The sequence below is a fragment of the Nocardia sp. NPDC049707 genome (genome assembly GCF_040674855.1).
In the GTDB taxonomy this organism is placed as follows: Bacteria; Actinomycetota; Actinomycetes; order Mycobacteriales; family Mycobacteriaceae; genus Nocardia.
This window is the reverse complement of sequence record NZ_JBFANN010000006.1, coordinates 196,827-219,870: the sequence shown is the minus strand read 5'-3', so window position 1 is coordinate 219,870 and position 23,044 is coordinate 196,827. Positions and strand designations below refer to the sequence as shown.

The window sequence follows — 23,044 nt, the reverse complement described above, 5'->3', positions numbered from 1 at the left end:
CCGCCGTCGGCCCAGAGCAGGGTGATGGTGGAGAATTTCGCGCGCATCGCGGCCAGCAGCCGGATCGCGCCGTCGCGGTCCTGGATCGAGGCGACGGTGACCACGACAACCAGCAGCAGACCGGTGGTGTCCACGGCGAGGTGGCGTTTGCGGCCGTTGGTTTTCTTGCCCGCGTCGTAGCCGCGGGTATCGCGGTGCACGGTATCGGCGCCGCGGACCGACTGCGAGTCGATGATCGCCGCGGTCGGCATCGGGCCGCGTCCTTCGGCCGCCCGGATCCGGTCGCGCAGTGTGTCGTTGATGCGCTGCCACGCACCTGCGGCGACCCAGCGTCGGTAGATGTCATAGACAGTCTTGACCGGAGGGAACTCCGACGGAAGCATCCCCCACGCGATCCCACCACGCACGACGTAGAAGATCGCGTCCAACACCGCACGGCGGCAATGTAATTCGGGTCGCCCACCCTTTCCGCCCCGATTACCCGGCGGCGGCAGCAGCGGTTCGAGTACCGCCCACTGCCGATCAGTTGTCGACGACGGATACACCCCACACCGATGCCCCGGTGCTCTTTCGCGAGTCGGGCACGACGAACACACAGCAATACGCGATGATGACAAACGAACTCCTGGTACAGCAATTGACCTCAGCAATCACTGCTCTACCAGGAGTTCGCTCAAATCTCGAGCGTCACGCACCCGAAACCAGAGTTCTCAGACGCTCACTTACAGCAGTGGCGATGTCAACACCGCCGAGGCCAATGGTTCGCCGCTGCCGTGGACCAAGGCCATGACCATGACCGGATCCGTCCGCACCGGCAGGGTGTCGGCCAGCGTCAGCGGATCCAGCGGCGGCACGTGACCTGCCACGTTCAACTGACTCGCGACCAGCCGAATCCCGGACGGGCACCGTGTCGTTGGTGCCGGGTGCGCGCCGCGTCCACTAGACTCTCGAACAGTTGTTCGTGCTTTCGAGAGGGGATCGTGTGCGGGTGATGGGCGTCGACCCGGGACTCACCCGGTGCGGCCTCGGAATCGTCGAGGGCGGACTGGGGCGGAAGGTGACGGCGCTCGACGTCGATGTGGTGCGCACCCCCGCGGATATGGACCTGGCGTACCGGCTGGTGGGCGTCGCCGACGTCGCCGAACGCTGGATGGATACGCATAGACCCGACGCGGTCGCGATCGAGCGGGTATTCGCACAGCACAATGTGCGTACCGCGATGGGTACCGCACAGGCGGGCGGAGTGATTGCACTGGCGGCTGCCCGGCGCGGAATACCGGTGGCCTTCCACACCCCGAGCGAGGTGAAGGCCGCCGTCACCGGCAACGGTACCGCGGACAAGGCTCAGGTGACCGCGATGGTGACGCGTATCCTCGGCCTCCAGGTCGCGCCGAAACCGGCGGATGCGGCCGATGCGCTGGCTCTGGCGATCTGTCATTGTTGGCGGGCGCCGCTGATGGCCCGGATGGCCGAGGCCGAGGCGCGGGCCGCCGAGGCGCAGCGGCGGTATACACAGCGGCTTGCCGAACAACGGAAGGTGGTGCGCGGTGATCGCGTCGGTACGCGGTGAAGTGCTCGAGATCGCGCTCGATCATGTGGTGATCGAGGCGGCGGGCCTGGGCTACCGGCTCAATGTCACCCCGGCGACGCTGTCCACACTGACCCGCGGCGAGGAATCCCGGCTGTTCACGACGATGATCGTGCGCGAAGATTCGATGACACTGTTCGGCTTCGCCGATACCGAATCACGTGACCTGTTCGGCCTTTTGCAGACCGTCTCCGGCGTCGGCCCCAGGCTGGCCATGGCGGTGCTCGCGGTGCTCGAGCCCGAGGCATTGCGCAAGGCGCTGGCGGAAGGCAATGTCGCGGCGCTGACCCGGGTGCCCGGCATCGGTAAGCGCGGTGCCGAGCGCATGGTTGTCGAGTTGCGCGACAAGGTGAATCTCGTTCCGGTGCAGGCGGGTCCGCCCGGCAGCGCACCGGCGCCGGTGCTCACGCCGGTGCGCGAGCAGGTTGTCGACGCGCTGGTCGGACTCGGGTTCCCGGTCAAACAGGCCGAGCCCGCGGTCGATGCCGTACTCGCCGAGAATCCGGCCGCCGATACCTCGATCGCGCTGCGGGCCGCGCTCGGTTCGCTGGGGAAGAACCGGTAGGACGTCATGGATCACGATCCCGAACCGGACGCCGAATCCCAGGTCAGTGCAAGCTATCTCAAATCCGACGGTGATATCGAGGCCAGTTTGCGCCCGAAGTCCCTGGACGATTTCATCGGCCAGCCGCGCGTCCGCGAACAGCTCGCGCTGGTGCTGCGCGGTGCCAAACAGCGCGGCGGCACTCCGGACCATGTGCTGCTGTCCGGTCCGCCCGGGCTCGGCAAGACCAGCATGGCGATGATCATTGCCGCTGAACTCGGTACGGCACTGCGTATTACGTCCGGTCCCGCACTGGAACGCGCGGGCGATCTCGCCGCGATGCTGAGCAATCTGGTCGAGGGCGATGTGCTGTTCATCGATGAGATCCACCGGATCGCCCGCCCTGCCGAGGAGATGCTCTACCTCGCCATGGAGGATTTTCGCGTCGACGTGGTCGTCGGGAAAGGCCCTGGGGCGACTTCGATTCCGCTCGATATCGCGCCGTTCACCCTGGTCGGCGCGACGACCCGGTCCGGTGCGCTCACCGGACCGCTGCGCGATCGCTTCGGCTTCACCGGCCATATGGATTTCTACGACCCCGAAGAACTCCTGCGTATTCTGCAGCGTTCGGCCCACATTCTCGGCGTCGCCATCGACCGCGACGCCGCCGCCGAGATCGCTGGCCGATCCCGCGGCACCCCACGCATCGCCAACCGGCTGCTGCGTCGCGTCCGCGACTATGCCGAGGTTCGTGCCGACGGCCTGATCACCCGTCCCATCGCCCAGGCCGCGCTCGAGGTCTACGACGTGGATGTGCTCGGCCTGGACCGCCTCGACCGCGCCGTCCTCGGCGCGCTGGTCCGCAGCTTCGGCGGTGGGCCCGTTGGTGTTTCGACCCTCGCGGTCGCCGTGGGGGAGGAGGCCGCGACCGTCGAAGAGGTGTGCGAGCCGTTCCTTGTCCGCGCGGGCATGGTCGCCCGCACCCCGCGCGGCCGCGTTGCGACCGCCGCGGCCTGGGAACATCTCGGCCTCGTGCCGCCCCCCGATCTCGTCTTCGGCTCCATCGAAGTCCGCGGCCGCGAACCGCACCCGACCCTCGACCTGTTCGACTGATCCGGCCTCGGGCGATGCCGCCATGGATTCCAGTTGGCCTTTGACCCGGGTCGCGCCTCGAGCAGTGGGCTAGCGATGGTTGTTTTCGAGGGCGGTGACGACGAGATCCCGGAAGGCGTCGACCTCGTCGCGGGTGTAGCCGGGGGTACCCAGGCGGGCCTCGGTGAAGCGGACGGCGCGGACGTCGGAAAAGGTCAGGCTGCCGGGCCCGCCGTGTGTGACGGTAGCGGCGACAAGGTCCAGAAAGGCGTCTACTTCCTCGATGTCGTAGCCGCGGCGGCCGACCGCGGCCTGGGTGAACTGCATGCGATGCACATCGTCGGGGGTGAGCAGCGCGGCGGGACCGGAACCATTGCCAGCGGCGGGGACCGGGCGGGCGCCACGCTGTCGGTATTCCAGTTCGATGCGGACCTGGTCCAGGAATTCATCGACCTGGTCGGCCTGATAGCCGCGGCCGCCGAAGCGCGGTGCGTCGAAGGCGACGTGCCGGATATCGTCGGCGGTCAGCACGCCCTGGCCGGCCAAGGTCGCCGAGACCAGTTCCACGAACGCGTCGACCTCATCAGCGTGATAGCCGCCATGCCCCATGGGTGGCATGGTGTCGAAGTGGATTCGGCTCACGTCGTCGGGGGTCACCTGCGACATTGTTGCAGGGGCGCTGCCCTGCTCGCGGCGAATGCGGTTTTTTCGAGCTAGCCGGTCTCTGCCGAACACGTGTTGCCCCTGTCGGCCGCTCGATCCGGAACCCACCTAGCCGGAATCGGCCCATGTGGGCATGGAGATTTGCCGGAATTCACTCCTTGCGCACACCGTCGATGAGCAGCCGCCGGATCGCCTCGTTCAACTCCCGCACCGCGGCCTCGTCGGGATTGCGCAGTCCGTGCACGATGCCCGCGAGCAGCATGCCGGTCACCGCCTTGGCGGTGTACTTGGTATCGAGATCCGCACGCAGATAGCCGAGTTCGACGCCGTGCGACAGATAGTCCGCGGTGAGGGCGTCGGCCATATCGAGTAGGCCGTAGAGCCGGGCGGTGAGTTCGTCATCGATGCCGGTGGCATGGAATAGCAGCAGTTGGGCGACTCGGCGATCGTCCACGAGAATCCGGGTGAGCGCCGTGCCGATGCGATCGATCTGGGCGCGATATTCGTCAAGGGAGGTGGCGGCCTCGGGCGCGTTATCGGTGCCGAGCGCCTCGATGATCCTGGTGGCGAGATCGTCGATGACCACGTCGATGATCTCGCGCTTATTGGTGAAGTACCGGTAGAAGGTGCCGTGGCCGATGCCCAATTCATTGGCGATATCCGCGATGCCGGTGGCGTGATAGCCCTTCTCGGCGAAGCAGACGAATGCGGTATCGATGATTTCCTGCCGCAGTTCGGCCTTGCGTCGCTGGATCACATTTCCGGCCGCTGGGCGGGGCGCACGCGTGGATGGCTTCGTCACGTCTCCGATGATACGGTGTTCACAAACGGAATGATGTGTCATTCCGTGCGGGACGGTTCCTACATTCCCGATGGAATGTTTTAAGCGGGAGGTTCGACGTGGCGCCTCGATACGACGCGGTCGTGGTCGGTGCGGGATTCGGCGGCATGGGCGCGGGCATCGAGCTCGACCGGCTGGGTCTGAGCAATTTCGTCATTCTGGAGCGCGAGGACGACCTCGGCGGCACCTGGCATGTCAATCATTACCCGGGTCTCGCGGTCGATATCGCCTCGGTGACCTACTCGTACTCCTTCGAGCCCAACCCGTTTTGGACGCGCCTGTTCGCACCGGGCAAGGAACTCAAGAAGTACGCCGCCCATGTCGCCGACAAGTACGGCCTGCGCCGCCGGATGCGTTTCGGCACCGTGGTGGACGGCGCCCGCTGGGACGAAGAGCACCAGCACTGGGTCGTCTCCGTCGCCGGCGGTGAAACCCTCACCGGCCGTTACCTGCTCACCGCCACCGGGTTCCTGTCCCAGCCCTACACGCCGCCGTTTCCCGGCATTGATTCCTTCGCGGGCAAGATCATCCACACCACCGCGTGGGAGGACGATTTCGACCTGACCGGTCGCAGGGCCGCCATCATCGGCACCGGCGCCACTGCCGTGCAGCTGGTACCCGAGGCCGCCAAGAAGACCAAGGAACTCACCGTCTTCCAGCGCACCCCGATCTGGGTGGTGCCGAAGATCGACGCCGAGATTCCCGGGCCGGTGCAGCAGCTGTTCGCGCGGGTGCCCGGGACCCAGAAGGCCGCGCGGCTGGTCAACACCAGTCTGCTGGAGGCGCTCATGGTGATCGGCGTACTGCACTTCAATCAGGCCAAGCCACTGAATATGGCCGCGGGCATCCTCGCCAAGGCGCATCTGCGGGCGCAGGTGCGCGATAAGCAGATTCGCAAGCAGCTCACCCCGCACTACGACTTCGGCTGCAAACGTCCCACCTTCTCCAACCAGTACTTCAAGACGTTCAACCAGCCGAATGTCCGGTTGGAGACCAATTCGATCGATCACATCGAGGCCGATGGCATCGTCACCGCCGACGGGCACAAGACCGAGATCGATACCCTGATCCTGGCCACCGGCTTCAACCTATGGGATGTGAACTTCCCGGCCATCGAGATCGTCGGCCGCGACGGCGTCGATCTCGGAAAGTTCTGGCGTGACAATCGTTTCCAGGCCTACGAGGGCATCACCGTGCCGAAGTTCCCGAACTTCTTCAGCCTCAACAGCCCGTACTCCTACAGCGGCCTGTCCTACTTCACCACCATCGAGGCCCAGATGAAACATATGGGCAGGCTGCTCGGTGAAATGTTCCGGCGCGGCGAGACCACCTTCGAGGTGACCGAGCAGGCCAATACCCGGTTCCTGGACCGTGTCACCGAGAAGTTGGGTTCCTCGGTGTTCTACGGCGGCGACTGCGCGACCGCGCGCAGCTACTACTTCAACCAGCACGGCGAGGCCGCGCTACTACGCCCCACCAGCACGGTCAATGCTCACCGCGAGGCGGTCAGCTTCCCGCTCGACGACTATACGTACGGCAAGATCGCCTAGGGCGCCGGCGTTGCGCGCCCGCCAACCGTCGCTCGGTCGCCGGGCGCGTGCTGTCCTGCATCGCCGGAGATCGGCATTCCGGTACGTCAAGGGTGTGCCGGTGTGGTGGTGCCGACATGAGCTGGCAGACTGTTGGGGTAATAGCCCATTACCACCCACAGACTAGGGACTGACTTCGACGATGGAACTTCTGTTTCCGCTCCTACTGGTAGCCCTGCTCGTGCCCATGTTCCTCGGTGTACGTCGCCAGAAGCGCGAGGCCGAGAAGGTCACGGTCATGCAGGACAGCCTGAAGGTCGGCGATCAGGTCACCACCACGTCGGGTCTGTACGGCACCGTGGTCGATCTCGACGACACCACGGTCGATCTCGAGATCGCCGAGGATGTCATCACCACCTGGTTGCGGCAGGCCATCCGTGATGTGCGCACCGAGGACGAGACCACGGATGAGACCGTGACCGACGAGGCCGAGGCCGGTCCCGTCGAGGAGTCCGCGGAGCAGACCGAAACCCGGCTGACCAAGGACTGACCGGTTCCACTGGCTACCGTAGCGATTGCTTGCAGGCTGCTCGAAAGGGCCGGCCCGTGTGCGCAGTTCGCCGCGGACTATCCGTCCGGGTGCCCGGTCGCGCCCAGCCTGTTCCATCCTCGACTTCCGCCTAGGAGATGACCAACTGTGCCACCTTCCCAGGGATCGGCGCATCCGCTCCGGTTGCTCGGCGTCTACGCCGTGCTGCTGGCCGTGATCTACGCGCTGGTGTTCTTCGCCGGTGACCATTCCTCGACCCCCAAGCTCGGCATCGACCTGCAGGGTGGCACCCGTGTCACATTGACCGCCCGCACCCCCGACGGCAGCAAACCCAGCCAGGACAGCCTGCGCCGGGCGCAGACAATCATCGAGAACCGGGTCAACGGCCTTGGTGTCTCGGGTTCCGAGGTCGTCATCGACGGCGACAACCTGGTGATCACGGTGCCGGGTGACGACGGTGGCCAGGCCAAGGCGCTGGCGACGACCGCCAAGCTCTACATCCGTCCGGTGCTGTCGGCGGTGCCCGCCGTCGGCGGTAAGGCGTCGGCGCAAACGTCGGGTACCGAGGGGATGGCGCCGTCGGGCACGGTTCCGGACACCGTCCAGCTCAATCCGGACGGCACCGTGCCGACCCAGCCCGCGCCCGCCACCGAGGCGGCGCCGACCACCGAGTCCGCACCCGCGCTGGAGTCGGCCCCGCAGCCGCGCGTCTTCCCCGCGCAGGCCCCGACCCCGCCGCCGACCCCGCCCGGCGGGCTGACGCCGCAAGAACAGGCGAAGAAGGAGATCGCGGACGCCAAGGCGACCAGGCAGAGCACCGATCAGACGGTGCAGCAGGCCGCAATGGCCGCGCTGGACTGCAATAAGTCCGACCCGCTCACCGGTAACGACGATCCGAATCTGCCGCTGGTCACCTGCTCCACCGACGGTAAGGAAATCTTCCTGCTGGACAAGAGCCGCATCGACGGCCAGGAGATCAAGAACGCCACCTCCGGACTCAACCAGCAGCAGGCGCGCCACGAGGTGAACCTCGAATTCAAATCCGGCGGTAGCGATGAGTGGGCCTCGCTGACCGGTGAGTACATCAACAAGCGGGTCGCATTCGTGCTCGACTCGAAGGTGGTCAGCGCGCCGGTCGTGCAGTCGGGTCCGCAGCAGGGCGGTCGCACCACCATCTCGGGTAGTTTCACCGCGGCCAGCGCCAAGGAACTCGCGAACACCTTGAAGTACGGTTCGCTGCCGCTGTCGTTCCAGACCTCCGAGGCCGAGACAGTCTCGGCGACGCTGGGTCTGTCCTCGCTGCGCGCAGGTCTGCTCGCGGGTGCGATCGGTCTCGCGGTGGTGCTGCTGTACTGCCTGCTCTACTACCGGATGCTCGGCTTCCTCGCCGGATTCTCGCTGATCGCCTCCGGTGTGGCGGTATACGGCATCATCGTGCTGCTCGGCCGGTGGATCGGATTCACGCTCGACCTGGCCGGTATCGCCGGTCTGATCATCGGTATCGGTCTGACCGCCGACTCCTTCGTGGTGTTCTTCGAACGCATCAAGGATGAAATGCGCGAGGGTCGCAGCTTCCGTTCGGCGGTGCCGCGCGGTTGGCAGCGCGCCCAGCGCACCAACCTCTCGGGCAAGACCGTCAGCCTCATCGCCTCGGTGGTGCTCTACATCCTGGCCGCCGGTCAGGTGAAGGGCTTCGCGTTCACCCTCGGCATCACCACCGTCCTCGACGTGATCGTGCTCTACCTGGTGACCGCGCCACTGATGATGCTGGCCTCGCGCTCGTCGTTCTGGGCGAAACCGTCGGTCAACGGGCTCGGTGCGATTCAAGTAGTGGCCAGGGAGCGTAGGGCCGGCGAGGCGCTGGTTAAGGAGACGGCACGATGACGAACTCGACCCTGGAGCCCTTCACCGACGAGGTGAACGATTACGAGGCGCCCAAGCACAGCGTCTTCGAGCGTCTATACACCGGTACCGGCGGATTCAAGATCGTCAGCCGGCGGCGTTTCTACTACGCGTTGACCGCGGCTTTTGTATTGATCTCGTTGCTGAGCATCGGAATACGCGGATTCACCCTGGGCATCGACTTCGCGGGCGGATCGCGCATCCAGTTGCCCGCGGCGGGGACGGCCACCACGCAGAAGGTCGAGGACATCTACTCCCAGACCATCGGCCACGCCCCGGTGACGGTGCAGAAGGTCGGATCCGGTTCGGCGGAGACCATCCAGGTCCGTTCGGACACGCTGAGTGCCGCCCAAACCGACGCGGTGCAGACCGCGCTGTTCAACGCCTTCCAACCGAAGGATAAGGACGGCAACGTCTCGCGCAATGCGATCAGCATCACCGAGATCAGCGAGACCTGGGGTAGCCAGATCACCAAGAAGGCGGTGATCGCGCTGATCGTATTCATCGCGCTCACCATGGTCTATATCGCGATCCGCTTCGAACGCGATATGTCGATCGCGGCGATCGCGTCGCTGTTCTTCAACATGATCATCACGGCGGGCATCTACTCGCTGGTCGGCTTCGAGGTGACACCCGCCGCGGTGATCGGTCTGTTGACCATCCTCGGTTACGTGCTTTACGACAATGTCGTCGTCTTCGACAAGGTCGAGGAGAACACCCGCGGTGTGGTCAATACGAGCCGGCGCACCTATGCCGAACAGGCGAATCTCGCGGCGAACCAAACCTTGATGCGTTCGATCAACACCACGGTCATCGGTATCCTGCCGATTGTCGGCATGCTGGTGATCGCGGTGTGGCTGCTCGGCGTCGGCACGCTGAAGGATCTGGCGCTGGTGCAGCTGGTCGGCATGATCGTCGGCGCGTATTCGTCGATTTTCTTCGCGGTGCCGCTGCTGGTGTCGATCAAGGAGCGGTGGGGTCCGGTCGCGGCGCACACCAAGAAGGTGCTCAACAAGCGGGCCGGACTAGCGTCGGCGCGTGCTGGCGACGAGGCGGAGCGGCGCGCGTTCGCGGCGACCGGCCGGGAGCCGGGTGCGCGTCCCGTGCAGGAGCCGGGCTTCGCGCAAGAACTGGGACAGGCTCCGCGTCCGGGCGCCCGGCCGAGCGGAAAGCGGAACAAGCGCAGGCACTGACAGCTGACGGCAGGGGTTTGCATATATGAAGCAGTCGCTAGCGGCACGTCTGATCGGAGCAGTGGCTGCGGGTACCGTGGCTGCCACGGTGGTGGTCGGGTGCTCCAGCCAGAACCAGGTGCCATCCATCGGCTATGCCGTCGACGCGGTGATCGCCAGCTACAACGGCGGTACCACGCTCGGTGCGAGCAGCGGCTCGGATGCGGTGTTCGCGCGGGTGCTGACCGGGTTCTTCTACACCGGACCGGACGGTCAGCAGGTAGCGGACACCGATGTCGGCACCGCGAAAGAGGTGCCGGGTGAGGCGCAGACGGTGCAGTACCGGCTCAATGCGGACGGGGTGTACTCCGACGGGGTGCCGACGTCATGCGACGATCTGGTGCTCGCCTGGGCCGCGCGCAGCGGCCGCTACACCAAACCAGGCGACCGCGGCCAGGTTCCGCTGTTCGATGCCGCGAGCACCGCTGGATACGCCGATATCGAGCGGGTGGACTGTCAGCCAGGATCCAAGGACGCCACCGTCGTGTTCCGTGCCGACCACCACTACCTGCCCTGGCGCAACCTGTTCACCGCGGGTGAGTTGATGCCCGCGCATGTGGCGGCACGGGTGGCGAATGTGCCGAATGTGGTGACGGCCGTGCAGTCCGGTGATCAGGCCGCGCTGCAGCGGATCGCCGACTTCTGGAACACCGGGTGGACGATCGGCGCGGACAAGGTGGATCTTTCGCGGTTCCCGTCGTCGGGGCCGTATCGGATCGATTCCTATTCCGCCGAGGACGGTCTGGTGCTGGTCGCCAACGAACGCTGGTGGGGCAATAAGCCCGAGACCGGGCGGATCGTGGTGTATCCGAAGACCGCCGATCTGAAGGCGAAGGTCGGCGACAATGCGGTCGGGGTCATCGATATCGGCGCCGGATCGGTGAAAGACATCAATCTGGGCGGGTTTTCGGTGCGAACTGTGCCGGGGCGCGGTGCCGAGCAGTTGGTCCTGGGTACCTCGGGCGTCTTCGCTTCGGCGGACGCGCGGCGCGGCTTCGCCTTCTGTGTGCCGCGACAGGACTTGTTCGAAAAGCTCGGCAAGGCCAAGGACGCACCGAAGACCGGACTCGGCACCGCGGTGCTGAATTCTCGTATCACACAGCAGGATTCGCTGTACTACTCGAACGTGATCGGCGCGTCCGGCAAGTATCGGGGCGGTGATGCGACCGCGGCGGCCGCGGCCGCCGGTGCGGCGAAGCCGATCATTCGGATCGGATATGTGCAGCCGGACGATCGGCGCACGCAGACCGTGCAGATGATCGCGGACGCATGCAAACCGGCCGGTATCAATGTGGTGGATGCCGGATCCGCCGATTTCACGCCCTCCCAGCTCACCGAGGGCAAAGTCGACGCCGTCCTGGGCAGCACGGCATCGGCGCCGGGTCCGGCCGGATCCCAGACCGGAGTGGCCGCTACCAGCGCGTTGCGCACCGGTAGCGGGCTCAATTTCGGTCATTTCGGTAATGGCCGCTACGATTCGATCACCGATCAGCTTGCGGGCGATGACAACTCGACCACAACGCTGAATCTGCGCACCGAAGCCGAGAACCTGCTGTGGGCGGAGATGCCGAGCATTCCGTTGTTCGTCACACCCCGCACCATCGCGTTCGGGAACGGTATGCAGAACGGCATAGCCGGACCCACCCAGGCGGGCACCGGCTGGAATATGGACCGCTGGGTGTTGAAGCGGTGACAGGTGCTGGTGGGTGAGTAAACATGGAGAGGTGTCGATGAGCAAGCATGCGGCGGTGGAATCGGAGGACGCTCTAGCCGAGCGGACAGGTCAGGCGGCCGAAATGGTCGAGCGCCTGACCCGCTGGCGTGATGATTTCCCGTCTCCTGGCATTCGCTTCGCCGATCTCACGCCGGTCTTTGCCGATCCGGAGGGTTTCCGGGCCGTTATCGATTGCCTCGCGGCGTGCGCGCCCGATGCCGACCTGGTCGCGGGTGTCGACGCTCGCGGATTCATCATCGGGGCCGGCGTTGCCGCGACACTGGGAACCGGTGTCATGGCGGTGCGCAAGGCCGGGAAGTTGCCACCGCCGGTCATCTCGCGGGAGTACAGCCTCGAGTACGGCGTCGCATCGCTCGAGATTCCGGCCGACGGTGTCGAGCTGAAGGGGCGGCGCATTCTGCTGCTCGACGATGTGTTGGCGACGGGTGGTACGTTGGCCGCCGCCGCGGACCTGTTCCAGGCTGCCGGAGCCGAAATCGTCGCAGCCGCAGTCGTTCTGGAGTTGGGATTCCTCAACGGACGGGACCGCCAAGGCGATTACCCGTTGACCGCGGTGGTGCGAATCTAGGTCACCCGTCTGCGGTTTGCTGGTTCGGCGCCGAGTTCGCCGGCGGTGATCGATACGTCACGATGGTCGGCGAAGCTATCGCTCGAGCCACGGCGCTCGCGATGCCGTCGGTGACGAAGGTGAAGGGCGCGCGCGGAAAGGCCAGTCGGTGGGTGGCGTGTGGGTTCCCACGAAGACCGTGTGGCCGGCGCCGGGTGGGCCGTTCCAGTCGTTGGTGAGGTCGAACAGGCGGGCGACAGATGACACAGGCGCCTATGCGGGCCACGATTCGGTGAGGTATTTCGCGCGGCCGCGGTTACCTGGAACAGGCGTTCCGGATCGCCGGGCGCGATCTCGATATCGCCGTTGCCGTGCCAGTCGAATAGCGGCCGATCTGGTCGGTAGCGTGGCGATAAGGCCGTCCAGCGACATGGTGGCCGCCATGATGACCTTGCCCATGATGGTGTCGCCGCTGTCTCGATGCGCCGCCGGCGTGGCGCTGTCACCCAGAGGTAGGAGCCGCCGCGGCGTTGCGGACAGAGCGTGTGATCGAAATATCAGTGGCGCAGCATCCGCGGATGTGTTTAATCTGGACAGGTCTTATCCCCGTTGATCGGAGTCATGTAGTTGCTCTCATGAGGTAGCCACTCGGGCGGCCCGCATCCTGTGCGCCGCGTTCCCGCGCAACCTCTGGGGTTCACATGACCAATCTGTCTCTTTCCGATCTCACTTTCTCCTGGCCCGATGGCACCCCCGTCTTCGACGGTCTGGACGCGGTGCTCGGACCCGGCCATCTCGGCCTGGTCGGCGGCAACGGCGCGGGCAAGTCCACCCTGCTGCGGCTGATCGCCGGTGAGCTGACACCGGCGCGCGGTTCGATCACGGTCACCGGGCGGCTGGGATATCTGCGTCAGGACCTCGGCCTTGGCGACGGTCAGCGCGTCGATGCCGTGCTGGGCATCGCGGAAACGCGAAAAGCATTGCACCGCATTGAATCCGGCCTCGGCGACGAGTCCGACTTCGATCTCGTCGGCACGCGGTGGGACGTCGAGGAGGGTGCCATCGCGCTGCTCGGTCGACTCGGGCTGCACTACCTCGCCGACTCGACCGAACGGCTGGACCGTCGCCTCGAAACCCTCTCCGGCGGCGAGACGGTGCTGCTCGGCCTGGTGGCCGAGCTGCTGCGCGAACCGGACGTGCTGCTGCTCGACGAGCCGACCAACAACCTGGATCACGTTGCCCGCCAACGCCTCTACGAGGTCCTCGCCCAATTCTCGGGCGCCGTTCTCACGGTCAGCCACGACCGCGAGCTGCTGGAGCGCATGTCCACCATCGCCGAACTGCGTCAGGGTGAATTGCGTTTGTTCGGCGGCAATTTCAGTGAATACGAGCGGATCATCCACGTGGAACAGGAGGTGGCGCGCGCCGCGATCCGGGACGCGCGCAGTGATGTTCGCAAACAGGCACGCGAACTGGTCGAGACCCGGATCAAACTCGATCGCCGAGCGCGCTACGGGCAGAAGATGTTCGAGAACAAACGCGAGCCGAAGATCGTCATGGGCGAACGCAAGCGGGCCGCGCAGGTGTCGGCGGGCAAGCTGCGCAATAACCACATCGAAAAGCTGGACACTGCGAAGGAACAGCTGCAGCAGGCCGAGGATCTGTTGCGCGACGACCGGCAGATCCGGATCGACCTGCCGGACACGCGGCTGTATCCGGGCCAGGGCGTCATCGATCTCGAGGAGGTGGAACTGGCTTGCGGTCCGACGGTGACATTGCGGGTCTCGGGTCCGGAGCGGATCGCACTGACCGGCCGCAACGGCGCTGGCAAAACCACACTGCTGCAACGCATTGCCGCCGAACCGCCGCAGGTGCCGTGGCGGATGCTGCCGCAGCGCCTGGACATCTTCGACGAGCAGCGCACAGTCTTCGACAATGTCGCCGCGACCGCACCGCACGCCGCTGCCGAACAGATCCGAGCCCAATTGGCCCGCTTCCTGTTCCGCGGCACCGACGCCGACGTCGCGGCGTCGGCCCTGTCCGGCGGTGAACGCCTGCGCGCGGCTCTCGCCATGCTCCTGCTCGCCGATCCGGCCCCGAGGCTGCTCCTACTCGACGAGCCCACCAATAATCTCGACCTGCCCAGCCTCGACCATCTCACCCAGGCCCTGGCCAACTGCGAGGGCGCACTGATCGTCGTCAGCCACGACCCTCGTTTCCTCGACGATATCGGGGTGACCAGACGTCTCGAACTAACCGGCGACGGGCTGGTCGACGCGTGATAGCGCGCGGCGCATGAGGCCCGGATGACGAAGTAGGCGCGGTCCCAGCCGCACCGCAAGCAGGGTCAGTGGGAGCCAGGGCCGCAGGTGCGGTTCGAGTCGGCGAATGCGGCCGTCGTCGGCCAATTCGAGGATCATGGCCTCGGTCATCCGGAACGGTCCGACGGCGGCCGCGGCGAGCAGAACTCGGCGCGCGCCGTCGCCGATCTGCTCGGTCCAGCGCAGCTGACCGAGGCTGCCGTACGCCGCGGTCAGCAGGATGCGCAGATCGTCGTGACCGCGGAAGACCAACCTGCCGGAGAGCGGCGAGGTCAGCGCGGCATCGGGTGCGAGGGTCGTCATCAGCGCATCGAAATCGCTGGCCTCCGTCGCCTCACGAAACCGCGTCACAGCATCCGGCATTGTCTCCATCACTCCTCGTGCTCGATCTTCTCGATGCTTCGCAACCTATCCGAGTCACTTGCAAAAAGCAATGGACTATCATGGGCGGGTGCCCAAAGCTGCCATGTCCGACATTGTGTGCTCGATCGCGCGAACGCTCGACGTGGTCGGGGAGCGGTGGACACCGCTGATCCTGCGCGACCTTTTCGTCGGGGTGAACCGGTTCGAGGACATCCGCCGCGATCTGGGCATCGCCTCGAATGTGCTGACCGCGCGCCTGGAGGCGTTGCGGCAGTACGGGATCGTCGAGGCCAGGGCATATCAGACGAATCCGACGCGCCATGAATATGTGCTCACCGAGCAGGGGCGCGATCTGTATCCGGTGCTCACCATGCTCATCTCATGGGGCGATAAATGGCTCGCCGGGCCGGCGGGTCCGCCCGCGCTGGTCGTACACCGCGATTGCGGACATCCGACGTCCGGGGTGGTGGTCTGCCGTGACTGCGGCGCGCCGCTCACTGCCGACAATGTGTACTGGCGGCACGGTCCCGGTGCGCAGCGTGGGCCGGGAACCATGCTGATCGGTGATCATCTGGAACCGGCGCCGTAGGTCTGCCCGGTAACGCAAGTGTTTCGCTCGAGTTGATCGACGTGCTCGGCTGCAGCATCATCAATCCGATGGATCCGGTGTTACGGGCGATAGCCGATATCGATTGGGCCGAGCTGGAACATGCTTACGGCCCGGCGGTGGATGCTCCGGCGCACCTGCGGGCGCTGATCGACGGCGATGCCGAGGCCTGTGTCGACGCGGTCGGCTATCTCGATGCCGCGCTACTGCATCAGGGCAGTGTGTATTCCGCGACCGCGCCATTCGTCGCGATCGTGGCCGAATTGCTGGCGCGTCCACATACCGAGATGAAGGTAGCGGACATCCTGCCGTGGGAGCCGGGCCCGCGACCGTTGCGTGTCGCGCTACTGGACTACTTCGAGGTCTTCGCCCAGGGGTGTTGTTCGGGAATCTCCGATGAGCAACTTTATGCCGAGGCCTATCCGTCCGGCCGCACCGAGGAGGATCTGCAGCGCGTCAAGGCGAATCGGCGTGCCGGGCTACTCGAGTTGGGGCCCGATCCGGCGAATGCCCTTTTGGTGGAACATGTTCCGACCCCACCGGGCTTGCTCGCCGCCATCGATGACCATGTATTCCGCGCCGCGATGCGCGCCAGGGACGAGATCGCGTGTCGCGCCGTCATTCCCGGGGTGATCGATGTGGTCGAGCCCCTGGTCGACGATCCGGATGTGACGGTGCGCATGGCCGCGCTGCGGGCGCTGATCGAACTCACCGCGCATCCGGCCTATGCCGAGAAGCGGGTCGCGCTGCTGCGGCGGCTGGACGAGATCGCGTCGACCATGTCGGATCCGGTCGAACGAGCCACTGCCGCACGGATATCCGGGCTCAATGGCGGCCGTCCGGAGCAACTGCTGGCCGATGCCCATCCCGGCGTGCGCACCTGTGCCGCGCTCGCGCCCGCATTCGCCGCCGAGCAGTGCGCGACCGATGAGCTGCTGGCCGCGCTGGAGCATCCGGCGGTCATCGACCGGTGGTTCGATCGCCACCTGCCTGGACAGGACGGCTGGCTGCGCCACGATGTCATCCGCGAACTCGTCAGCCGCGTCGACGATTTCGAGACGCTGCTGCCCGCCGCGATCGAAGCGGCATGGGCCGCGAATCCGAGCACCGTGCACGATGACTGTATTTCCTTCCTGTGCAGGGCCTTTCCCGATCCGAACGGTATTGGATCGGAACTGTCCGTCGCCCAGTTGTCGTTCCTCGCGGTACTGGTGGAGATCGATGATCTCTGGCAGCTCGGCCAACTCGAACGCTGGCTCGATGCGGTGGGTCTGCCCGGCGGGCGGGACGGCTGTCGTCGACTCGTCCAGCAGTAGCCCGGCGCTCGCTGCGCTACAACAGGGACTGACCGCACGTTTGTGGAAGCGGGTGCACGCTCAGGCCGAGCAAGCTGGCCTTCTGAATCAACAGGAGGTTCCCTTGGCTATTGTGGTCGATACCGTTGTCGGCGTGTTCTTCCTCGGGATGGGGATATATGCCCTGGCGGCCCCCGCCGCGCTGATCCGCCCCTTCGGCATTCGCCTCGAGCACACCGTGGCACGCTACGAGATCCGTGCCGTCTATGGCGGATTCGGTCTCGCGATGGCGGCGATGCTGGCGGTCGCGGCGACCCACGACGGAGCCCTGCGCACCGGAATCATGGTCACCATCGGTATCGCACTCGGTGGAATGGCGTTCGGTCGCATCATATCCGCGGTACTCGATGACCGAATCGCCTTCTATCCCAACTGGTTCTACTGCATTCTCGAAATGGTCGCTGGCGCGGCTCTGGTGTCGGCCTGCTGAGCCGATCGTCGCTTCGCGACCAGATATCGTGCCTGGCTGGCCCGTTACCCGGTCTGTGCAGCGCCAATCAAGAACCGTGACTGCCGGATACAGCTCGAGGGCCGGAAATCCCTGGTCCAGCTGTGGCAGAGGAGGTCAGTAGCCGGTAGCCAGACCGCTGGCAAGACCTCGACCAGCAACGGGACCTCACCGCGGACCCGATCCTGACCGCCGTGCCAGTCGACCCGGTGCTGTGGCCGCACCAACTCGGTGCCCCGATAGTGCTGACCGCCAACGGCCCGCACCCCGGCCCGGGATGTCGCTGCCACTGGCAGGTTGCGCAATGGGAGATGGTGGCTCGACGGCGCGTCAGTCGGCGTGAGCCGACCGGGGTGCGGCAGGATCGGGTGGCGTGGAGCAATCCGTGGTTTCGGTTGATGTGCTGGCATTGCGGTTCTGGGCCGACGATGCCGGGGTGAGCATGGGTATCGCACCACGGGAGTTGGAGCCTTTTACCGGGCAGTTGGCGCTACCGGGGGTGCTGCTCGGGCGGGGGGAGCGGTTGGCCGCGGCGGCGCGGCGAGCGGTGCACGCCAAGTTGGGCGTGCCGGAGGCGGCGATCGGGGCGGTCGGGCAGTTGGTGACCTTCGACGAACCGAATCGTGACCCGCGTGGGCCGACGCTGTCCATTGCCATGTGGGCGGTGGTCGGGCCGCACGAAGGGGCCGCACAATGGGTTTCGTTCGATGCGGTGCCTCAATTGGCCTTCGATCACAATCGAATCGTCGCTGCCGCGCGTGGGCTGCTGGCCCGTTTGCTCTGGAAGGATATGGCCTTCACCAGAGCGCTGACCGGCGACGAATTCCCGGCGACCCGCGCGGTGGAACTCAGCTCCTCCGTCCTCGGCGCCCGCCCCGACCCGGCGAACCTGAACCGCACCCTGGCGGCCATCCCCGGCCTGGAACGGACCACCGAACGCCGCCGCGTCAAAGCCACCGGCCGCCCCGCCGCTGTCTGGGCCTTCGCTCCCTGACGAATAGCGTACCGCGCCAATGCTTTCCGCTGTTCAGTCGCGTGGAGCGTACATGATGACGGCTACGCCGAGCAGGCAGAGGGTGGCGCCGAGGTAATCCCAGCGGTCGGGGTGGAATTTGTCGACGATCATGCCCCAGGCGAGGGAGCCCGCCACGAAGACGCCACCGTAGGCGGCCAGGATGCGGCCGAAGTTCGGGTCGGGTTGGAAGGTGGCGACGAAGCCGTAGGCGCCGAGTGCGACTACGCCCGCCGCGATCCAGAGCAGCCCGCGATGTTCTCGCCAGCCCTGCCAGACCAGCCAGGCGCCGCCGATTTCGGCGAGTGCGGCAAGGGCGAACAGCAGCAGTGACCGCGCGATCGTCATGCGGAGAACGTACCGTGAGGTCCGTAGCGCGACGCTCGATGCTCTATACCTCGTAAACCGCATACGTGCGTCCGAGCCCTGGATACGACACATTCCGCACCGGCACCACGCCCGCGGTACGTCCGAATTCCGTGCCTCCGTGCGCATGGTTGTGAAACGCCCGCACCGGGCGCCCCATCCGCGGCCGCACCCAAGTCGTGACGGCCCAGTCCTGGATAGATCTCCGGCGGCTTACCCACCAGCGTGCCGATGACCGGTGCGAAATGCATCAGGGCGATACAGCGGCGATCAGAAGGGGTACGGCGGGGCATGGCGGTCAGCCGCCCACACCCTGAACGGCGTGTCAACGGGTTTCTGTTCACCTCACCGCTACGCGCCCGTGAGCATTATGAATAGCTATCGGCTATTGCTAGTTCAGTGGTTGTTCAGCAAGGCGACCGGTGACGGCGATACCGATGAAACGTCTGTGAACACTCGCTCGGTGCGCTACCCAAAAAGTACTGCCGTACCGGATCGTTCGAGATATGAGTGCGCGAACCGTAGCCACCACGTTCCTCGCACGCAGGCAACTGTTCTCCGGCGCGGTTGCCGTCGTGGCCGCTTCGACCGTCCTCGCCGCCGGCCACGCGCGGGCCGCCACCCAAGCCGACAAGGTCGTCCTCATCGGGCTCGACGGCACAATGTATCGCAAAGTCGAGGAGGTGCGGGCGCCGAACCTGTTGCGGCTCAGCGCCGAAGGCACCCTCGGCCGCACCTCCATCGCCCCGCACATCACCATCTCCGGCCCGTCCTGGGCCACCACTCTCACCGGCGTCTGGGGCAGCAAACACGGCATAACCGACAACAACTTCGACGCCACCCCGTTCGCGAGATATCCGACGATCTTCACCCGGCTCGAGCGCCACGATCCGGCCCTTAAAACCCAGTCCATCGCGACCTGGGATCAGATCGCCACCATGACGGCCAGCGGTGATCCGCGCGCCGACGTCGTCATCTCTACCCCGCTCGTCCCCGGTGACGACAACGAAAGCGCCACCGACGCCGCCACGGCCGACAGCGTCGTCACCGCCATCACCAAATACGCCCCCGACTTCCTCTTCACCCATCTCGACCAGGTCGACCGCGCCGGTCACCAGCACGGCGGCGCGTCCGGTGAATACTGCGACGCCATTATCCGCATCGACGCCCTCGTCGGCCGCATAGTCGCGGCCGTGGACGCTCGCGCCCGCGCCCACCCCGCCGAACGCTGGACCATCCTGGTCACCACCGACCATGGCCACCGCCCCAAGGGCGGCCACGGCGGTCAAACCCCGGACGAGACAGGCAGTTTCGTCATCGCCCGCGGCCCGAGCTTCCTAGCGGGCGCGACCAGTTCCAGTTTCTCCCTGGTCGATATCACCCCGACCGTGCTGGATATCTTCCACGCTCCGCTCGACCCGGACTTCGACGGGCAATCCCGCATCCGTCAGCCCGTTGAACCCTTCACCAGCCGATAAGGCGCGTTTCGCGCGCTCCGTTCGTTATCGCCACCGGTGGTCCGGCCGCGGTAATTCACCGACACAACCGGGGCATTTCCGACTCGGCAACCTCGCATCGGGCAGGTGACCTGCGCTCGGACTAAAGTTGTGGTCTGGGCGGTTGCAGCGGTCGGCTACTGTGGTCCGATCGCGGCGTGGAGAGGCGGTGGCATGACTCAGCATCTGGGCGAGGCGAATGTCGAGCAATCGGCAGGCGCCCCGCAGACAAACGGTGCGACCACCCCGGATGTGACGACGCCAAAACCGCAGGTGAGCGGCAATAGGACACCGGTGCGTCAGCCAGGTACCGCGGCCGCGGTACCGACCTCCGCCTCGCGACGGGTGCGCGCCCGCCTGGCCCGGCGCATGACCGGCCAGCGCGGTATCGCTGCGGTCAAACCGGTGCTCGAACCGCTCGCCAGCGTGCACCGCGAGCTGTATCCGAAGGCGAATCTCACGCTGCTGCAGCGTGCCTTCGACGTCGCCGACGAGCGCCACGCCCACCAGTTCCGCAAGTCCGGTGACCCCTACATCACCCACCCGCTCGCGGTGGCCAATATCCTCGCCGAACTCGGCATGGACACCACCACACTGGTCGCGGCGCTGCTGCACGACACCGTGGAGGACACCGGCTATTCGCTCGAACAGCTGACCCAGGACTTCGGCGCCGAGGTCGCGCATCTGGTCGACGGCGTCACCAAACTCGACAAGGTCAACCTGGGTGCCGCCGCGGAGGCCGAGACCATCCGCAAGATGATCATCGCCATGGCGCGCGACCCGCGTGTGCTGGTGATCAAGGTGGCCGACCGCCTGCACAACATGCGCACCATGCGCTTCCTGCCGCCGGAGAAGCAGGCGAAGAAGGCCAAGGAAACCCTCGAGGTGATCGCGCCGCTGGCGCATCGCCTCGGTATGGCCACGGTCAAATGGGAGCTCGAGGACCTCGCGTTCGCGATCCTGCACCCGAAGAAGTACGACGAGATCGTGCGCCTGGTCGCAGACCGCGCGCCATCGCGCGATACGTATCTGGCGCGGGTGCGCGCGGAGATCGTGAATACGCTTGCGGCGTCGCGGATCAACGCGATCGTCGAGGGTCGCCCGAAGCACTATTGGTCGATCTATCAGAAGATGATCGTCAAGGGTAAGGACTTCGACGATATCCACGACCTGGTCGGCATCCGCATCCTGTGCGACGAGTTGCGCGACTGCTACGCGGCGGTCGGTGTGGTGCATTCGCTGTGGCAGCCGATGGCGGGCCGGTTCAAGGACTACATCGCCCAGCCGCGCTACGGTGTCTACCAGTCGCTGCACACCACGGTCGTCGGGCCCGACGGTAAGCCGCTGGAGGTGCAGATCCGCACCCAGGACATGCACCGCACCGCCGAATTCGGCATCGCCGCGCACTGGCGCTACAAGGAGACCCGCGGCAAACATTCCAACGATTCCACCGAAGTCGACGATATGGCGTGGATGCGTCAGCTGCTCGACTGGCAGCGGGAGGCGGCCGACCCGGCCGAATTCCTGGAGTCGTTGCGTTTCGACCTGAAGTCACCGGAGATTTTCGTGTTCACCCCGAAGGGTGATGTGATCACGTTGCCGCAGAAGTCGACTCCGGTCGATTTCGCGTACGCCGTGCACACCGAGGTCGGGCACCGCTGCATCGGCGCGCGGGTCAACGGCCGGCTGGTCGCACTGGAACGTCAGCTCGAAAATGGTGAGGTCGTCGAGGTATTCACCTCGAAGGCGCAGAACGCCGGACCCAGTCGCGACTGGCAGAACTTCGTGGTCTCTCCGCGCGCCAAGGCCAAGATCCGGCAATGGTTCGCCAAGGAACGCCGCGAAGAGGCACTGGAAAGTGGTAAGGAGCAGATCTCCAAGGAGGTCCGCCGCGTCGGGCTGCCGCTGCAGCGGCTGATGAGCGTGGACGCGATGACCGCCGTCGCGCACGAGCTGCACTACACCGATATCTCCACGCTCTACACCGCTGTCGGCGAGCATCAGGTGTCCGCGCACCATGTTGTGCAGCGGTTGATGGCGCAGCTCGGTGGCATCGGTGATGTAGAGAACGAGCTCGCCGAGCGTTCTACCCCGTCGACGACGCCGAGCCGGCAGCGCGTGACCGGTGACGCGGGGGTACTGATCCCCGGCGCGACGGGCACGGTGGCCAAACTCGCCAAGTGCTGCACTCCCGTCCCCGGTGACGAGATCATGGGCTTCGTGACTCGCGGCGGCGCGGTCAGTGTGCACCGCACCGACTGCACCAACGCCGGTTCGCTGCGCGAACAGGCCGAGCGCATCATCGAGGTGGAGTGGGCGCCGTCGCCTTCCTCGGTCTTCCTGGTCGCCATTCAGATCGAGGCACTCGACCGCACCCGGCTGCTCTCGGATGTGACCAAGGTGCTCGCCGACGAGAAGGTGAATATCCTGTCCGCCTCGGTGGCCACGCACGGTGACCGCGTCGCGATCAGCAAGTTCACCTTCGAGATGGGCGATCCGAAACATCTCGGCCACCTGCTGAATGTGGTGCGCAATGTGGAGGGCGTCTACGACGTCTACCGGGTGACCTCAGCCACCTAGATCGCTCCGTCAACCGGCATTGGACGTACTCGGCGTCCGAGGCATCGGCGCACGCCGGTAGGCCGCTTGCTGTTGCGGTCGCGTGCTCGCGTGGATCAGGGTTTCGCCGGAATGCGAAGTCCAGGTTGATGATTCGAATCGCCGAAGATCGCCGATGGATTGCGGGTGATCTTCGGCGTCGGAAACTTGTCGGGTTATCCAGGATGGCACGCCGTGAACTGCCATGCGCCGCTCGGCGGTTCGCGCAAACCTTTCGTCGAAGCCGCAGTAAGA

22 protein-coding genes are annotated in these 23,044 nt (G+C 65.8%); 16 read left to right on the top strand and 6 right to left on the bottom strand.

The annotated features are described in order from the left end of the window. Together AB0J29_RS09185 and AB0J29_RS09180 are read right to left on the bottom strand one after the other, a co-directional pair. The coding region (locus AB0J29_RS09185; RefSeq protein WP_364781745.1) for an IS5 family transposase at positions 1 to 545 on the bottom strand (545 nt) is incomplete at its 3' end. A 177-nt stretch (positions 546 to 722) separates the two neighbouring features. Continuing rightward, on the bottom strand, positions 723 to 866 hold the full coding sequence (locus AB0J29_RS09180; RefSeq protein ID WP_364781742.1) for a hypothetical protein: 144 nt from the start codon (positions 864 to 866) through the stop codon (positions 723 to 725). Positions 867 to 982: 116 nt separating this feature from the next. Here AB0J29_RS09180 and ruvC point away from each other — a divergent pair, with 116 nt between their 5' ends. The 3 genes from ruvC to ruvB are packed head-to-tail and all read left to right on the top strand — an operon-like array spanning position 983 to position 3,245. After that, positions 983 to 1,570 carry a crossover junction endodeoxyribonuclease RuvC gene (gene ruvC, locus AB0J29_RS09175; RefSeq protein ID WP_364781739.1) on the top strand — a complete coding sequence of 196 codons (588 nt, stop codon included), beginning with the start codon at positions 983 to 985 and terminating at the stop codon, positions 1,568 to 1,570. Next, complete coding sequence (gene ruvA, locus AB0J29_RS09170; RefSeq protein ID WP_364781736.1) at positions 1,548 to 2,153, top strand: Holliday junction branch migration protein RuvA; 606 nt, start codon at positions 1,548 to 1,550, stop codon at positions 2,151 to 2,153. The genes ruvC and ruvA overlap by 23 nt, the downstream gene beginning before the upstream one ends. 6 nt (positions 2,154 to 2,159) lie before the next feature. Beyond that, the gene (gene ruvB / locus AB0J29_RS09165; protein ID WP_364781733.1) at positions 2,160 to 3,245 is read left to right on the top strand and encodes a Holliday junction branch migration DNA helicase RuvB; all 1,086 of its coding nucleotides are present in this window, start codon (positions 2,160 to 2,162) and stop codon (positions 3,243 to 3,245) included. 69 nt (positions 3,246 to 3,314) lie between these two features. Here the strand turns inward: ruvB and AB0J29_RS09160 are convergent, their stop codons facing one another. Together AB0J29_RS09160 and AB0J29_RS09155 are read right to left on the bottom strand one after the other, a co-directional pair. Continuing rightward, entirely contained in the window at positions 3,315 to 3,890 is a 576-nt protein-coding gene (locus AB0J29_RS09160; RefSeq protein ID WP_364781730.1) for a DivIVA domain-containing protein, read from the bottom strand. Between the two features lie 148 nt (positions 3,891 to 4,038). Next, a complete protein-coding gene (locus AB0J29_RS09155) occupies positions 4,039 to 4,689 on the bottom strand; it encodes a TetR/AcrR family transcriptional regulator (protein ID WP_364781727.1) in 651 nt (216 codons plus the stop codon). A 98-nt stretch (positions 4,690 to 4,787) separates the two neighbouring features. Between AB0J29_RS09155 and AB0J29_RS09150 the strand changes: the two genes are divergently transcribed. The 7 genes from AB0J29_RS09150 (at position 4,788) to AB0J29_RS09120 (ending at position 14,505) form a co-directional block, all read left to right on the top strand. After that, positions 4,788 to 6,278, top strand: coding sequence for an NAD(P)/FAD-dependent oxidoreductase (locus tag AB0J29_RS09150; protein WP_364781724.1), 1,491 nt, complete (start codon positions 4,788 to 4,790; stop codon positions 6,276 to 6,278). A 181-nt stretch (positions 6,279 to 6,459) separates the two neighbouring features. Continuing rightward, a complete protein-coding gene (yajC, locus tag AB0J29_RS09145; protein WP_364781721.1) occupies positions 6,460 to 6,807 on the top strand; it encodes a preprotein translocase subunit YajC in 348 nt (115 codons plus the stop codon). A 147-nt stretch (positions 6,808 to 6,954) separates the two neighbouring features. Then, positions 6,955 to 8,691: a protein translocase subunit SecD gene (secD, locus tag AB0J29_RS09140; RefSeq protein WP_364781718.1), complete on the top strand. Its 1,737-nt coding sequence runs from the start codon at positions 6,955 to 6,957 to the stop codon at positions 8,689 to 8,691. Then, positions 8,688 to 9,902 (top strand): protein translocase subunit SecF, encoded by a 1,215-nt coding sequence (secF, locus tag AB0J29_RS09135; RefSeq protein ID WP_364781715.1) that lies wholly within the window; start codon positions 8,688 to 8,690, stop codon positions 9,900 to 9,902. Before secD ends, secF begins: the two co-directional genes overlap by 4 nt. A gap of 25 nt (positions 9,903 to 9,927) precedes the next feature. Then, positions 9,928 to 11,634, top strand: a complete 1,707-nt coding sequence (locus tag AB0J29_RS09130) for an ABC transporter substrate-binding protein (RefSeq protein WP_364781712.1) — start codon at positions 9,928 to 9,930, stop codon at positions 11,632 to 11,634. Positions 11,635 to 11,671: 37 nt separating this feature from the next. Continuing rightward, positions 11,672 to 12,244: an adenine phosphoribosyltransferase gene (locus tag AB0J29_RS09125; protein ID WP_364781709.1), complete on the top strand. Its 573-nt coding sequence runs from the start codon at positions 11,672 to 11,674 to the stop codon at positions 12,242 to 12,244. A gap of 680 nt (positions 12,245 to 12,924) precedes the next feature. Then, positions 12,925 to 14,505, top strand: coding sequence for an ATP-binding cassette domain-containing protein (locus AB0J29_RS09120; protein WP_364781706.1), 1,581 nt, complete (start codon positions 12,925 to 12,927; stop codon positions 14,503 to 14,505). Here the strand turns inward: AB0J29_RS09120 and AB0J29_RS09115 are convergent. Next, on the bottom strand, positions 14,476 to 14,907 hold the full coding sequence (locus tag AB0J29_RS09115) for a nuclear transport factor 2 family protein (RefSeq protein ID WP_364781703.1): 432 nt from the start codon (positions 14,905 to 14,907) through the stop codon (positions 14,476 to 14,478). The genes AB0J29_RS09120 and AB0J29_RS09115 overlap by 30 nt on opposite strands. 88 nt (positions 14,908 to 14,995) lie before the next feature. Between AB0J29_RS09115 and AB0J29_RS09110 the strand changes: the two genes are divergently transcribed. The 4 genes from AB0J29_RS09110 to AB0J29_RS09095 all read left to right on the top strand — a co-directional run bounded on the left by AB0J29_RS09110 (position 14,996) and on the right by AB0J29_RS09095 (position 18,311). Continuing rightward, on the top strand, positions 14,996 to 15,496 hold the full coding sequence (locus tag AB0J29_RS09110; RefSeq protein ID WP_364781700.1) for a helix-turn-helix domain-containing protein: 501 nt from the start codon (positions 14,996 to 14,998) through the stop codon (positions 15,494 to 15,496). A gap of 68 nt (positions 15,497 to 15,564) precedes the next feature. Continuing rightward, a complete protein-coding gene (locus AB0J29_RS09105) occupies positions 15,565 to 16,830 on the top strand; it encodes a hypothetical protein (RefSeq protein ID WP_364781697.1) in 1,266 nt (421 codons plus the stop codon). 109 nt (positions 16,831 to 16,939) lie between these two features. Continuing rightward, positions 16,940 to 17,299, top strand: a complete 360-nt coding sequence (locus AB0J29_RS09100; protein ID WP_364781800.1) for a DUF4345 domain-containing protein — start codon at positions 16,940 to 16,942, stop codon at positions 17,297 to 17,299. 391 nt (positions 17,300 to 17,690) lie between these two features. After that, on the top strand, positions 17,691 to 18,311 hold the full coding sequence (locus tag AB0J29_RS09095) for an NUDIX hydrolase (RefSeq protein ID WP_364781694.1): 621 nt from the start codon (positions 17,691 to 17,693) through the stop codon (positions 18,309 to 18,311). Between the two features lie 33 nt (positions 18,312 to 18,344). Here AB0J29_RS09095 and AB0J29_RS09090 read toward each other — a convergent pair whose 3' ends face one another. Next, positions 18,345 to 18,677, bottom strand: coding sequence for a YnfA family protein (locus AB0J29_RS09090; protein ID WP_364781691.1), 333 nt, complete (start codon positions 18,675 to 18,677; stop codon positions 18,345 to 18,347). A gap of 524 nt (positions 18,678 to 19,201) precedes the next feature. On the opposite strand from AB0J29_RS09090, the gene AB0J29_RS09085 reads away from it, so the two are divergent. Together AB0J29_RS09085 and AB0J29_RS09080 are read left to right on the top strand one after the other, a co-directional pair. Continuing rightward, the gene (locus AB0J29_RS09085; RefSeq protein ID WP_364781688.1) at positions 19,202 to 20,173 is read left to right on the top strand and encodes an alkaline phosphatase family protein; all 972 of its coding nucleotides are present in this window, start codon (positions 19,202 to 19,204) and stop codon (positions 20,171 to 20,173) included. 192 nt (positions 20,174 to 20,365) lie between these two features. After that, positions 20,366 to 22,771 carry a RelA/SpoT family protein gene (locus AB0J29_RS09080; protein ID WP_364781685.1) on the top strand — a complete coding sequence of 802 codons (2,406 nt, stop codon included), beginning with the start codon at positions 20,366 to 20,368 and terminating at the stop codon, positions 22,769 to 22,771. Positions 22,772 to 23,044: the final 273 nt, after the last annotated feature.

Coding starts and splice junctions, on each gene's coding strand:
- ruvB (WP_364781733.1), top strand. CDS start 2,160: ATGGATCACGATCCCGAACCGGACGCCGAATCCCAGGTCAGTGCAAGC.
- AB0J29_RS09160 (WP_364781730.1), bottom strand. CDS start 3,890: ATGTCGCAGGTGACCCCCGACGACGTGAGCCGAATCCACTTCGACACC.
- yajC (WP_364781721.1), top strand. CDS start 6,460: ATGGAACTTCTGTTTCCGCTCCTACTGGTAGCCCTGCTCGTGCCCATG.
- secF (WP_364781715.1), top strand. CDS start 8,688: ATGACGAACTCGACCCTGGAGCCCTTCACCGACGAGGTGAACGATTAC.
- AB0J29_RS09130 (WP_364781712.1), top strand. CDS start 9,928: ATGAAGCAGTCGCTAGCGGCACGTCTGATCGGAGCAGTGGCTGCGGGT.
- AB0J29_RS09125 (WP_364781709.1), top strand. CDS start 11,672: ATGAGCAAGCATGCGGCGGTGGAATCGGAGGACGCTCTAGCCGAGCGG.
- AB0J29_RS09120 (WP_364781706.1), top strand. CDS start 12,925: ATGACCAATCTGTCTCTTTCCGATCTCACTTTCTCCTGGCCCGATGGC.
- AB0J29_RS09115 (WP_364781703.1), bottom strand. CDS start 14,907: ATGCCGGATGCTGTGACGCGGTTTCGTGAGGCGACGGAGGCCAGCGAT.
- AB0J29_RS09105 (WP_364781697.1), top strand. CDS start 15,565: ATGGATCCGGTGTTACGGGCGATAGCCGATATCGATTGGGCCGAGCTG.
- AB0J29_RS09090 (WP_364781691.1), bottom strand. CDS start 18,677: ATGACGATCGCGCGGTCACTGCTGCTGTTCGCCCTTGCCGCACTCGCC.
- AB0J29_RS09085 (WP_364781688.1), top strand. CDS start 19,202: ATGAGTGCGCGAACCGTAGCCACCACGTTCCTCGCACGCAGGCAACTG.
- AB0J29_RS09080 (WP_364781685.1), top strand. CDS start 20,366: ATGACTCAGCATCTGGGCGAGGCGAATGTCGAGCAATCGGCAGGCGCC.